This window comes from Lutibacter sp. (assembly GCF_033723435.1).
Lineage (GTDB): Bacteria > Bacteroidota > Bacteroidia > Flavobacteriales > Flavobacteriaceae > Lutibacter.
In genome coordinates, this window is the sequence record NZ_JAWVXC010000002.1 from 159,923 (window position 1) to 173,339 (window position 13,417).

At 30.1% G+C, this 13,417-nt stretch carries 14 protein-coding genes and 1 tRNA gene; 3 read left to right on the forward strand and 12 right to left on the reverse strand.

The window, feature by feature from the left end; all coding sequences use genetic code 11:
* Window positions 1–12 precede the first annotated feature (12 nt).
* Both R3342_RS03605 and der read right to left on the reverse strand, forming a co-directional pair.
* On the reverse strand, window positions 13–1,179 hold the full coding sequence (locus tag R3342_RS03605) for an NAD(P)/FAD-dependent oxidoreductase (protein WP_318938308.1): 1,167 nt from the start codon (window positions 1,177–1,179) through the stop codon (window positions 13–15).
* Between the two features lie 119 nt (window positions 1,180–1,298).
* Window positions 1,299–2,600: a ribosome biogenesis GTPase Der gene (gene der / locus R3342_RS03610; RefSeq protein ID WP_318938309.1), complete on the reverse strand. Its 1,302-nt coding sequence runs from the start codon at window positions 2,598–2,600 to the stop codon at window positions 1,299–1,301.
* A 117-nt stretch (window positions 2,601–2,717) separates the two neighbouring features.
* Between der and R3342_RS03615 the strand changes: the two genes are divergently transcribed.
* Window positions 2,718–3,227 carry a GTP-binding protein gene (locus R3342_RS03615; RefSeq protein WP_318938310.1) on the forward strand — a complete coding sequence of 170 codons (510 nt, stop codon included), beginning with the start codon at window positions 2,718–2,720 and terminating at the stop codon, window positions 3,225–3,227.
* A 3-nt stretch (window positions 3,228–3,230) separates the two neighbouring features.
* On the opposite strand, the gene era is transcribed toward R3342_RS03615, so the two are convergent.
* Window positions 3,231–4,112, reverse strand: a complete 882-nt coding sequence (gene era / locus R3342_RS03620; protein WP_318938311.1) for a GTPase Era — start codon at window positions 4,110–4,112, stop codon at window positions 3,231–3,233.
* Between the two features lie 96 nt (window positions 4,113–4,208).
* Here era and R3342_RS03625 point away from each other — a divergent pair.
* Window positions 4,209–4,281: transfer RNA gene (locus tag R3342_RS03625), tRNA-Met, on the forward strand.
* A gap of 527 nt (window positions 4,282–4,808) precedes the next feature.
* On the opposite strand, the gene R3342_RS03630 is transcribed toward R3342_RS03625, so the two are convergent.
* The 7 genes from R3342_RS03630 to R3342_RS03660 form a co-directional block, all read right to left on the reverse strand.
* On the reverse strand, window positions 4,809–5,369 hold the full coding sequence (locus tag R3342_RS03630; protein WP_318938312.1) for a hypothetical protein: 561 nt from the start codon (window positions 5,367–5,369) through the stop codon (window positions 4,809–4,811).
* 151 nt (window positions 5,370–5,520) lie between these two features.
* Entirely contained in the window at window positions 5,521–6,018 is a 498-nt protein-coding gene (locus R3342_RS03635) for a hypothetical protein (RefSeq protein WP_318938313.1), read from the reverse strand.
* A gap of 169 nt (window positions 6,019–6,187) precedes the next feature.
* On the reverse strand, window positions 6,188–6,613 hold the full coding sequence (locus tag R3342_RS03640) for a hypothetical protein (protein WP_318938314.1): 426 nt from the start codon (window positions 6,611–6,613) through the stop codon (window positions 6,188–6,190).
* Between the two features lie 240 nt (window positions 6,614–6,853).
* The gene (locus R3342_RS03645; RefSeq protein ID WP_318938315.1) at window positions 6,854–7,651 is read right to left on the reverse strand and encodes a hypothetical protein; all 798 of its coding nucleotides are present in this window, start codon (window positions 7,649–7,651) and stop codon (window positions 6,854–6,856) included.
* Window positions 7,652–7,798: 147 nt separating this feature from the next.
* Entirely contained in the window at window positions 7,799–8,206 is a 408-nt protein-coding gene (locus R3342_RS03650; RefSeq protein ID WP_318938316.1) for a hypothetical protein, read from the reverse strand.
* 161 nt (window positions 8,207–8,367) lie between these two features.
* Window positions 8,368–8,859 carry a hypothetical protein gene (locus R3342_RS03655; RefSeq protein WP_318938317.1) on the reverse strand — a complete coding sequence of 164 codons (492 nt, stop codon included), beginning with the start codon at window positions 8,857–8,859 and terminating at the stop codon, window positions 8,368–8,370.
* 436 nt (window positions 8,860–9,295) lie between these two features.
* Window positions 9,296–10,849 (reverse strand): amidase, encoded by a 1,554-nt coding sequence (locus R3342_RS03660; protein WP_318938318.1) that lies wholly within the window; start codon window positions 10,847–10,849, stop codon window positions 9,296–9,298.
* Between the two features lie 264 nt (window positions 10,850–11,113).
* Between R3342_RS03660 and R3342_RS03665 the strand changes: the two genes are divergently transcribed.
* Window positions 11,114–11,638, forward strand: a complete 525-nt coding sequence (locus tag R3342_RS03665; RefSeq protein ID WP_318938319.1) for a cytochrome P460 family protein — start codon at window positions 11,114–11,116, stop codon at window positions 11,636–11,638.
* Here R3342_RS03665 and R3342_RS03670 read toward each other — a convergent pair whose 3' ends face one another.
* Together R3342_RS03670 and R3342_RS03675 are read right to left on the reverse strand one after the other, a co-directional pair.
* Window positions 11,639–12,703, reverse strand: a complete 1,065-nt coding sequence (locus R3342_RS03670; protein WP_318938320.1) for a LytTR family transcriptional regulator DNA-binding domain-containing protein — start codon at window positions 12,701–12,703, stop codon at window positions 11,639–11,641.
* 144 nt (window positions 12,704–12,847) lie between these two features.
* Window positions 12,848–13,399, reverse strand: a complete 552-nt coding sequence (locus tag R3342_RS03675; protein WP_318938321.1) for a GNAT family N-acetyltransferase — start codon at window positions 13,397–13,399, stop codon at window positions 12,848–12,850.
* Window positions 13,400–13,417 lie beyond the last annotated feature (18 nt).

Genomic DNA, 13,417 nt, shown 5'->3' on the forward strand with positions numbered 1-13,417 from the left:
TTTTGTTTAAAATTACATTCCTGGAATTCTAAACATGCGTTTCATTTTACTTTGTTTGTAATACCAACCCCAACCTTTTTTAAGCCAATGGCCAACTATTGGCAACGGAATCATTATTTCTTTTTTTGAAGTTCTCATTACTAAAGCAGCTCCGTCACCGCTATCCATAACACAAATTATATGTAGTTTTTCCCAATAGCTTTTTCGCTTACCGCTTGCAATTATCATATTATGAAAATTGTAAGTGCTAACATCTGCCATTACTTCTGCAATATGACCTTGTTTAGCTGCCCAAGGATGATTAATAATTGCGGCAGCATCTCCTACAACATAAATATTATCTTCATTTTCTACTCTACATAATTCATTAATTTTCACAAAACCTGTTTCGTTCTGAGGTAAGCTAGTTTCTTTTATTATTGGCAATCCATCTCCTCCTGAAATGTAAAGTGTTAAGTCTGATTTTAGCTGTGAATCATCTGCAAAAATGATAGCATCTTTAGTAAACTCTTTAATTTTTTTACCAAAATGAGTTTGTACATGATACCGTTCAAAGAAACCTCCCATTTTTTGAAGTGCTTTTGTTCCCATACGTTTGCCAGGCTCAGCCATTGGAGCAAAAAATGTAATATTAAAGTTATTTCGAAGTCCTTTATTTTTTATGAAGTGACTAATATTAAAAAGTAATTCAAAAGCTGGGCCACCACGTAAAGTTGTTGCAGTTGGGTCATTTGGATTACCACCAAAACCTACCGTAATACTTCCTGTTCTTTTTTCTACTAATTGATTTAGTTTATTTTTAATAACAGTTGCTTCATCAGGTTTTCCACAAATGGAATGTGTATTTTCCATTCCCTTAACTTTAACTTTACTCATTCCTAAAGCGATAAATAAATAATCGTATTTGTGAGTTGCTTTATCAGTTATAATTTGTTGATTATTATTATCAATTTTGGTTATCTTTTCAATTAATAAGTTAAAACCGTGCTTTTTTTGAAGTTCAAATAAATTTAGTTTAGTGTCTTCAAAACTTATTTTGCTAACAGGTATCCATATTGAAATAGGATAAATAAACATGTAATCTCGTTCAGAAATTAAGGTTACGTCGTACCCATATTTCCTTAATTTTATTGCAGTTTCAACTCCAGCAAAGCCACCACCTAATACCAATACTTTCATAATAGAAATTTTAATTAATATCAAAAGTAGGTTGTAACTAGTACATTATTTGTAAGGTTAATTACAAAGGAATGTAAAAATAATTACAGAAGGTTAAAAATTAATTTAAACTAGTAAATTTATTTTTTTCTAAAGTAAATGGTAATAGGCACACCTGAGAAGTCAAATATTTCTCGTAATTTATTTTCAACAAAACGTTTGTAAGGTTCTTTTACATATTGAGGTAAATTAGCAAAAAAAGCAAACTGAGGTGTTGGTGTTGGTAATTGTGTACAAAATTTAATTTTAACGTATTTTCCTTTAATTGCAGGAGGTGGATTTTGTTTAATGATATCTAACATTGTATCATTTAATTTGCTAGTTGGAATACGCTTTTTTCTGTTTTCAAAAACGGCCACAGCAGTTTCAATAGCTTTAAAAACACGTTGTTTTGTAAGTGCGCTTATAAAAATGATAGGAACATCTGTAAACGGAGCAATTTCTCTTCTAATTTTAGCTTCGTAATCACGCATTGTATTGGTTTCTTTTTCAATTAAATCCCACTTATTAACTAAAATTACAATGCCTTTTCTGTTTTTTTCTGCCAACCAAAATATATTTTCATCTTGTCCTTCAAAATCTCTGGTTGCATCAATAACTAAAATTGCAACATCACAACTTTCAATAGATCTAACTGCACGCATTACCGAATAAAATTCTAAATCTTCTTTAACTTTAGATTTTTTTCTAATTCCTGCTGTGTCTATTAAATTAAAATCGAAACCAAACCTATTGTATTTTGTATCAATGGAATCTCGTGTTGTTCCAGCAATATCAGTAACTATATTTCTATCTTCGCCAATTAATGCATTTATAAATGAGGATTTACCCGCATTTGGTCTTCCAACTACTGCAAAACTTGGTAATTCACTTTCTTCAACAACATCTTCTTCTAATTTATCAGCTAAAGCATCTAATAACTCTCCAGTTCCACTTCCGTTTATCGATGAAATTGTAAAATAATCGCCTAAACCTAAGTTGTAAAATTCAATAGCGTCTGCATTACGTTTTGAATTATCTACTTTATTAACCGCAATTAGTACTGGTTTTTTAATTTTTCGTAAGATACTAGCAACTTCAGAATCCATAGGTGTTATACCCTCTTCTACATCTACCACAAATATTATAATATCAGCTTCATCAATAGCAAGTTGTACCTGTTTTCTGATTTCTTCTTCAAAAATATCATCGGAGCCAATAGTAAAACCTCCTGTATCAATTACAGAAAATTCTTTACCATTCCAATCACTTTTTCCATAATGACGATCTCTAGTAACTCCACTAACCGAATCAACAATAGCTTGTCGGCGTTTAATTAGCCGATTAAATAGGGTTGATTTTCCAACATTTGGTCTTCCAACAATGGCAACAATATTACTCATAGTAGTCTAAAAATTTTTGCAAAAATACGGTTTTTTATTTTGAGCACTGTATTTAGTTTGCCTTCTATTTTTGATAAGTTAAAAAATAGTATATTACTATGCTAAAAAAATCAATAATTGAATACAGAAAAAAATAAAGATATTTATTTACGGCCAAGGTTTAAAATGGATTATAATTTAAGTCAACAAAAAATTATAACAAAATTTAAAGAAAATCTTAGGCATAAAAACTGTAAATATTGTAGTAAAATTGCAGATGGGCATATTGTAATTGATGTTCCAAAAAATGAAGATCATTTTTGGTCTCCACAGCTTAATATTGAAATTGTAGAAGGAACTAAAGAGAGTTCAATTGTTAAAGGTTTATTTGGTCCAAAGCCTCAAGTTTGGACTTTATTTATGTTTATTCATTTTGTAATGGCATTTGCGTTTATTGCCTTTTCAATTATGGCTTATGTACAATGGACATTGAAAGCAAATAATTCGTTTGCTTTATGGATGGTTTATTTACTACCAATTTTATGGATTATTATGTATTTTTTAGGAAGGTTAGGTAAAAAAAGAGGACATCGCCAAATGGATGAGTTATTTAACTTTATGATGAAAACTTTAGAAGAAAAGTACTAAAAATTATTCATTGTACCCAAAACGACGTAGTTGTCGTTTATCATTTCGCCAGTTTTTATTTACTTTAACATACAATTCTAAATGAATTTTTTTACCAAAAAACTTTTGTAAATCTTTACGAGCCTCAGTTCCTACACGTTTTAAAGCAGCGCCTTTATGACCAATAATTATTCCTTTTTGAGTTTCGCGTTCTACCATAATTACTGAACGGATTTTGATGATTTTATCTGTTTCAATAAATTCTTCAGTTTCTACTTCAACGGAATAAGGAATTTCCTTTTTATAGTGCAATAATATTTTTTCGCGAATAGCTTCGTTTATAAAAAATCGCTCAGGTTTATCGGTTAACTGATCTTTTGGGTAAAACGCTGGAGATTCTGGAAGCAATTCTACAATTCTATTAAAAACACTTTCAATATTAAATTTTTCAAGTGCAGAAACTACAAATATTTCTGCATTTGGTACTTTTTCTTTCCAATATTGTATTTTTTCTTCAACCTGTTCTTGGTTTGAAGTATCAATTTTATTAATTACTAATAAAACAGGAATTTTAGCATTGGTAATTTTATTGAAAAAGGCTTCATCTTTCAACTCTTTTTCACCAATTTCAACCATATAAATAAGTACATCAGCATCTTCAAAAGCTGATTTTACAAAGCCCATCATAGAGTTTTGTAATTCATAAGCGGGCTTTATAATTCCAGGAGTATCCGAAAATAAAATTTGGAAATCATCTCCGTTTACAATTCCTAAAATTCGATGTCTAGTAGTTTGAGCTTTTGAGGTAATAATAGATAGTCTTTCACCTACAAAAGCATTCATTAGAGTCGATTTTCCAACATTTGGATTTCCTATAATATTTACAAAACCTGCTTTGTGCTTCATTTTCAGTATTTAAGATCGCAAAGGTAAAACTAAATATATTTTAAAGCTAATTAGGGTTTGATTTTTTAAAAAAAATTGTATCTTTGCAGTCCAAATCGCGGGGTAGAGCAGTAGGTAGCTCGTCGGGCTCATAACCCGAAGGTCGCTGGTTCGAGTCCAGTCCCCGCTACTAAGACAAAATCCTTGTAAAACTAACGGTTTAGCTTTCCTAAACCGTTTTTTTTATATCTAATTTAAATGAATTTCTTTTTTTACCGAAAAAGAAATAGCATTTCTCAATTTAACAGATGTGCTTGCTAAATTGAGCAGAGATCCTTTACCAGAAATAGTTTTTGATGAATTGATTCCTCATCTTAACAAAGAGGAAATTTGTTATCTAACCATAGCTAGATCTTAAACCAATAAATGACCTAGATTAATGAAGACATTCAAATTTACACCTAGAAATTATCAGGTCAAAGAATTGGCATAGTTAGAAACTGTAGATAGTAATAGCGGCCTGAGGTTTATTAAATCGCTATTGCTTATAAAAAACTATTTCTTTTATGAAGTCAGAAATTACTGCCAACGGGATTATATAAGATTTGTGCGACTGGAAAATCGGAGATTTTTCGGTTGTAGAAAATCGTTTGTTGAATGTTTGTCGTTTGTACTAGTTCAAATTTAAGCATAAATTTTATGAGTTGTTGTAAGTAGTTAATTTGCTCTATCATACTGTCTAATCATATTCCAATAGGTCTTATAAAATTTTTTGTCATTGGTTAGATTTTTTATCCCATTCGAAAAATAGTTTATAATTGAATCTTTTATTTTTGAATCAACAGATAAGCAATCTTTATTGTCTGAATCAAAAACAATTACCGAAGCATATATAATTCCTCCTTTTTCAATTCCACTAGTTGCAATATCAAATAATTCATTTTTATTTTCGAATAATTTTCTATCTTTCCATATAAGAATTGGATGTCTTTCATTATTTGGTCTGATTTTTTTATCCCACATTCCAAACTTTTCAAACATTACTTTTTTTGTGTAAAAAGAAGAATATACGGCATTAAATCTGAGTTCATTGATATAAATTGAATCATTATTATTAATTAATAAAACTGGAAATATGTCTACTTTATTAAATCCATTTATATAAATATATGGAGTCGTAGGGTTTTTAGTTTTTATTTTTTCTGTTTTAGGTATCTCTATAGTAGAAGAACACTTAATTAGAATTATTCCTAAAAGTAAAACTATTATCTTTTTCATCTTATTATTGCCAACGGTCTTGGCTATGGTTTCGTTGCGTGAAAATCCGCGAGGATTTTCCGCCGTAAACCAAAGATAGCAAATTTGCGAGGACTTTCCGAGAGGAAAGTCAGAAGCAATGAACTATAGCCAGTGTTGTAAACAGTTATTTTTAACATCCGCAATACATATCAATTTCAGTATTGTTTTCAGTTTCCTTAATTTCAAAGTAGCATCCTGCGCCATCGTCAGTCGGTCCAAATTTGGTTTTCTCTGAATTCCATCCGTGTTCTATGTCCATTGGTGAACTTTTAAAAATTAGCTCAACCCATTGGACAATACTTTTTTTGTCCGTTTTAGGTAAAGTCAGTTTAGTTGTTATTCCGCCCGCTTCTCTGCATTGTTCTTCCGAGTAAACAATTCCGTGTTCAAATTTTTGTTTAAATGCACAAATATTGTAATCAGGATAATCATATTTTTTAATATCCAATTTTTCAGATTCCACTTTGTAATTCCGATTTAGATACAAGTATGTCACGTCTTGCGAATAATTCGTTTTTTTTAATTCCGCATTCAGTTCTGCAACATTTGGTTTTTTCAGCTCAAAATTCTGTCCGATACCAAAAAGTGGAATAATTAGAAATAATATTAATACGAATCTCGAATTCATAATTGTGTACAACGGATTTTTATAAGATTTGCGCGACTGGAAAATCGGAGATTTTTCGGACGTAGCAAATCGTTAGTTGAATGTTTGTCGGTTTGTAATTTAGTTTAAAAGTAAGCACAAATTTTATGAGTTGTTGTATGCTGGCGTTATTCTAATATAAATCATTTATTTAATCAGTTTCCGCAGCATTTTGAGTAATTATTACTCTGTCAAAATAATCGCCTGCCTCAAGTTGAACAATTATTTTCCTTTCAATATTCAATGGGTTTTCATCGGCTTGAATAAACAGTGTGTTTTTATCACGTTTTTCAATTAATATTCCATTTTGTTCAATTGTGTAGTTATCAGATGTAACATCAATTCCTCCAAAATCTTCAAAATTTTCATTGTTTATTGAAATTCCTATTACCCACCACCAATCTCCTTCCGTTGTTATGATTATAGAATCCGAAGTAGATTTAAAGGTAACATCTTTTATGGATAATTTTATATTGTCATCCCATTGTCCAATTGGTCTGTCATTATTTGAATTAGAGCAAGAATAAATGAATAATGAAAGAGTGATTAAGTAAAATATATTCAATTTATTTTTCATAGTGATAATATTTAAAATTTCAATTTTTATAATTCTTAAATTTATTCAATATCTTTTATAAACTCAAGTATTTTTCTATAATAATTTTATCATCCGTTTGCATACAAGGGTAAATTGTATGAGTAGTGGTAGATTGTGTGGCAATTTCCTATAAAACCGCGGTACAATTTGAACGGACTACAAACCTCAATATTTAGTACTTTCCCTACCATTACTTATACAAAATTTTATGTGCCGAATTTATTCTGGTTTCATTTCAATTTTTTCGTATCCATCAATTGATCTATTTGTTGTATTAAACCACACATTTTCATTTAAATCTATATTGAACTCTAAATTATAATAAGTTTGGTCAATAAATACCTTTTGTTCAAGATTGTCAGTAGAATAAAATTCTCCTTTCATTTTTATCGGATAGTTTGTTTCCTTATCAATAAAGTATGTTGTTTTCGAAATGCTTCCTTTATCGTCTTCAAGTTTGGTTGCAAATCCGGGCATTGTCATTTTGTCCTTCAATATCACTAAAACTTGATAGCAGTTCACGTTTCTAACAATTGTATCATTTAATCTTTTTATTGAGTAGGAGCTAGAGTGGTTCAGCATGTACTTAAATTCAAATTGCATTCCGTATAATGTATTATGACTCCAAAAATGCTTTCTTTTAAAGTCAGGATATTTATCTAAATCATATATCCTAACAATACTATCTTGATTATTTTTTCGAATCAGTCTATGGCCATCGTAGATATCTTCGTAAACGACATTTTCTTTATCGTTTACATACATGTACCAGTGTCCTTTTACTCCAACTATTGAATCAGAAATCAGTCTTTTAAAATACATTTCACGATATCGAAGTATTGTGTCATTAATATTTTGAGGATTTGTTCTCGCCATATCTTGCTTGTAATAAATTGTCTCAATAGTATCAATTGTATTTATTGTCTTTTGTATTATTTCTGATGCCGTCTCTTTCTCATTGCAAGATGTCAGTATCATTAAGATAATAGTGAAAAATGTAATTTTATTTATTTTCATTTGGAATTTGTTTCTTGGGCAGTATGTTATTTGGCAGATAACGGGTTTGCAACAAAGATAGTAAAATTGCGATGATTTCCTTTAGTAAATCAGCCTAGCAATAAACTATACCAGCTGTTGTTAAAGTTTTCATCATTCTAGGTTTTATCAACTTTTTTTTAGTAGTTTAATTACCGAAAAAATATTCCAAATACTATTTTTCTCTTTTTGACTCTCAATTTTATCTTGACTGTGGAGGCAAATCAAACAAGTTTTATAATTTTCCGAATATCTTATTGTTTCAAATTGTATCGTAATATTTTCAATTTCGGTTGAATTATAGAATTTATCGGAATAACATTTCGGACAAACTTTTCCTTCCTCAATTTCTAGCTCTATTTTCTCGTTTAATTTTAGTAAATATTTATCAATTTGATATTCTTTAATATTCCTGCTTTTTAACTCATTCAAGATTTTCTCCTTAGAATTTTTCATAAATGAATTAAATCTAAAATGATAAAAGGAAGCTAATTCAAAATCCTCTAAATCGTGTAGGAATTTTTTAAGTTCACTCATAACATTTTTTTGTCATCGTAATTTTAACGGTTTAGGCTAGGGTTTCGGCGTGGAAAATGTCGGAGACTTTTCCGCTGATGAAACATAGCAGATTAAAAGAATACTAAACATTTGAATTAGCAAAAAAGCCACGCAGAACTTTAGCCATTATTGTGCTTTCGTTATTTCTTTCTATTTGGTTCAGTTAATCGAATAATTTGATTAATATGATTTTCTATTGGTTCTTCTTCTATTGCCTTGGTGATAGCTATAAAATAGTTTCTTCGGTTTATGACCATATTTTGAAATTTTACAGTTGACATCCCTTTTCGCCCCATTTCTGTATCTTTTCCAGTATAATCGGAAACTTCAATAAAATAAGGCCAAAAATGGTCGTTCATCATTTTGTAGTATATCGTTTCTTCTTCTTGAAAATCCAGTAAAACTTCTTTCCAAGATACCAGGTATTGCAGTAGCTCTTCATCTTGTATAAATTGAAGCGAATTTGAATTGACTACTGATTCTACAGTGCTGGAATATGCATTGTAGGTGATGTCTTTTATCTGATTATCGTACTTAATATACGCATTAATCTTTAGAGAATCCTTATTTAAAGGAAACAAAGCAATCATACTGTCAAGAGCAGCTAGATTTCTATAGTTTATGACTTTCATAGAATCAAAATTCACTTTATTTTTTATAAAGTCTTTATGAATATTATCTAATATCTTACGCTCGCTAATGCGGTCTTTTCTATTGTTATTCCAATTGCTTACTTGTAACGCGAGTAATATACCAATCATTACCAGCACAATTTCTCCAAAAGCATATCTCAAATAGTTTGTAGTTTTACCTTCAGCTACAAGATTTTGGCGAATTTTTCTAAATAATTTTATCATTGTTTATTGGTTGGTCATAATGAAGCACAACGGATCTTTATAAGATTTGTGAGTTTGGAAAATCGGATATTTTTCGGACGTTGCAAATCAGTTTGTTAGAATTATTGTTTGTCAATTTTTTATTAATCTAAGCATAAATTTCTTCCACAATTTTCCGGTTTTAGTATCTGCACAAACCCTAATCATTATTTTAAAAGAATATTGTCATTAGTTACTCCTTATCCGTTGTATTAAATACCGGTGGTTTTCTGTGTTTTGTACCCTGCTCGTATGAATAAGCCAATTTAATTAAAGTTGGCTCGGCATACATGCGTCCCAAAAATTGAAGTCCCGCCGGTAAATTCCCAGGGCTGAAACCCATTGGAACTGTAAAGGCCGGTTGTCCTGTATGAGGTGCAATAATTTGGTTATTATCGCCTTTGTAATCCCTTTCAAAATAAGCAATCTTTGCCGGTTTGTTATTCCAAGTAGGGTATACAATGGCATCTAATTTTAAAGAATCCATAACGGCTTCTATAGCTGTTCTAAAAGCAATTCGTTTTGCATCGTGGTAGGCATCTGAACATTCAATATTAGGTTCTCCCCAACGACCAGAAAACTTGGCTTCTTCTGCTAAATTTTTCCTAGCATAATCAGATTTGGTACCAATTCTAATAATATCTTGTATTGTTTTTAACGTATCTCTTTTAACGTAGGTAGCTAAAAAAGATTCAACATCAGTTTTAAAAGTGGCACACCATTGGTTTTTTCTTAAGTTGGCGAAATTAGGAATAACAACCGGATCAACAACTGTAGCACCAAGCGAATCTAAATCTGAAATGGCTTTTTCAAATAATCTTTTTACATCTGGATCTGTTTTGTAATCACTCAGTTCTCTCAACACGCCAATTCTGGCACCTTTTAAGCCATCTTTAATCAGAAACTGTGTGTAATTTTTAGGAGTTTTGTTTATTGCATGTTTGGTGATAGAATCCTTTGGATCGTATCCAACCATCACTTGCATCATTTTAGTGGCATCTTCAACCGTTCGGCACATCGGACCAACCACATCATTTCTTAAATATAATGGCACAATGCCTTCTCTACTAATCAATCCCAATGTCGTTCGGAATCCTACTAAATCACAATGTGAAGATGGACCGCGAATGGAATTGCCCGTATCGGTACCCAAACCACCGAGTGCAAGATTGGAAGCCACAGCAGCAGCTGTTCCGCCACTAGACCCCGCAGGAACATAATCTAAATTATATGGATTATGGGTGGTTCCTGCTGTAGAGCTTTTGGTGTGCATAGCAGAAAAGGCCCATTCTGCCATATTAGATTTGGCAATAATAATAGCGCCTGCTGCCACTAATTTATTTATAACAAAGGCGTTTTCTTTGGGAATAAAATCGTGAAGCGCCAATGATCCGGCAGTTGTTGGAAGTCCAACGGTATTGATATTATCTTTTATGATGATTGGTATGCCCTGAAGTGGCAATAGTTTTTTTGTTTTTTGATAGTCTGCGTCAAGTTCTTTGGCAATTGATAAAGCTTTCGGATTTATGATGGTAATGGCATTGATAGCCTTATTTTTTTCTTTAATGGCGCTGATATAGGCCGCAACTAAATCTTGACTGTTATAAGTTCCATCTTTGTAAGCCTTGTGAATCTTAGTAATGGTTAGCTCTTCTAAGTTTATTTTTTTTGGTTGATCTGTTTTTTCACAACCGGTGATGCTAAAAAATAATAACATCAAAATAGAAAGGATTTTTAGTTTGGTCATTTTAATATTTTGAGTAAGTTTTTCAAATTTAGTAGAACGGATTTTTATAAGATTTGTGCGACAGGAAAATTGGAGATTTTCGGACGTAGCAAATCGTTTGTACTAGTTCAAATATAAGCATAAATTTTATGAGTTGTTGGCAGATGTAATTTTTAAGTAATCATTTTATCAGCTTCAGTATTCAAATTAGTTCATTCAGTAATTTTTCTTTCTGTAATTAAAGGATTCACGGTTCATTTGTTTCAAATTTAAATATATACAATCGTGAAAAAAATAGTATTCGGATTCTCCATTTTTGCAGTATTACTTTCTTGTAATAGCAATTCAAATTATCAAATTATTTCAAAAGTTCCAGATTTAACAATGCCAAACAATGGTCTTAAATTTAAGGAAATTGAAGATTATAAAAATTATAAAATAGTAGGAACTCATTTTCGAAACGATAAAAATGAATTACGTTATATACTTGCTAATGAAAAAGCTTTTAAAGCGTTTAATGAAGGTAGTTCTTTTCCAGATGGAAGCAAAATTGTTAAAATAGGTTGGAGTGTTGAAAAAATGCCCAATTTTGGGCTAGCTCTGGAAGCAAAAGAAGTACAAAGAGTTGAGTATATGATTAAGAATAGTAAAAAATTCTCTCAAAACCCAGGAAACTGGGGATATGCAAGATTTGTAAAAAAGGATGGAACTTATAAAAGTTGGGAGGAAGGAACAGCAAGTTGTGTTGCTTGTCATAATTTAGCAAAAGAGAATGGTTTTGTATTTACTAACTATCAAAATTTGCAGTAATTAGTTCTTGCCAATCCATTTTTTGAAGTTTGTAAGTTTGTTTTTACTTATAATAATGTCAATAGGTGAGATAGGATTAGTTAATATTTTAAGTTGTGTAGTGCCATATTTTTCTATCTTATCTATTGCTTTAGCGGAAACGATTACTTGCCTAGAAGCTCTATAAAATATACTTTTATCAAATGTTTTGAATAGCTCATCTAATGTTAAATTTATCGACGATTTTTCATTGTTGTGTTCTACAATATAAGAAATCTTATTTTGTGTATAAATAAATGCAATATTGTCAATATAGACGGGTACTAACTGAGTTCCTTTATCCGCTAAAAGTCTTTTGTTTTCAGTCTCATTACTGATTAAAGAATTAGAAATAGTTTCATTAAGAGTTTTTAATTCATTGAAATATTGAGCACCAGTTTTTCGATTTATTTCACGTATATTCTTTAAACTGTTTAAGTTTATATATTGTAGAAAAAAGTATATTAACAAAGAACTACTTAACCAAACAAGTATGAATATTAATGATAGTTTCTCTTTAAGATTACCTAGAATTTCTTTAAATTTTATAGTGTTTGAATGAGAGGCTACAATCCATTCAGTATTTTTTACAGGACTCAAATAAACTATTTCTGTATAGTTTTTCATTTCTCGTAAACCTCCAATTGGTTTTTTTTCTGTTATAGCTTTTTTGAAATTTTTTTCGACAGTTTGGTTAGATATTGATTTAATAGTTGAGTTTTTTTCTGAAATAGTTTTTCCTATTCGTTGTGCATTTGGGTGGCAAATTTCTTTTCCAGTATCGTCAAACATACAAATGAAATTATTTTCAATAGAACTATTTTCAATGCTTTTTTGTAATTCATTTATGATTTCGCTCTTTGTGTAACGAGTTTTAAGTTTTTCTGACAGTAAATTAGAAACTAATTCAGCTTGATTTTTAGAATTTTCAATCTGTTGATTTAATAGATTATTTGTTGCTGAAGAATAAACATAATCAAAACTGAAATAATAAATTAAACCTAAAAAAAGCAATATTGTTGGGAGAATTATTTTTTTTATTTTCATTGTTGTTTTTTAGTCAGTTTTTATATTTCCCAATGAGTTTGTATAAGATTCTTGTGTTAGGAAAATCGAAGATTTTTCGAACATAGCAAATCGGTTTATTAGAATCTTTGTCGTTTTATATTAAATCAAAAGTAAGCATAAATTTTATGAGTTGTTGGCAGATGGTTTTTTCTGTAATACCAGTTTCATTAGTAAGTCGGTTTGAATTTCATTTCCCATTTTAAATGCGTGAGAATTAAATTTTGTAAACCCTTGACTTTTATAAAAATTAATAGCTTTTTCATTTTTCTCCCAAACTCCCAGCCATAAATATTTCTTTCCTTTTTTTTTGGCTATTTCTATTACGAAATTAAGCAACTTTTTTCCAATTTTTTTATCTTGAAATTTTTCCAGAACATAAATTCGTTCTAGCTCCATAGCATCATCATCTTTTAAATCTGTCTGTGCCGAACCAAAGTTGATTTTTATATATCCAACAGTTACCTCATTCATTTTTGCAAAATAAAAAACCGATTGTTTTTCATTTATTTCAGATTTTAGTTGTTTAATACTTAAAGCTGAGTTTAAATATAACATCATATTTTCTTTACTATTTCCCCAAGAAAACGCATCAGAGTATGTTTTTTGACTTATATCTTTTAATTCTGTTAAATCTGATAAAGTCAGTTTTTTTAATTTGATTTCAGGGATTGCCATTTTAAAATAAATAGATTT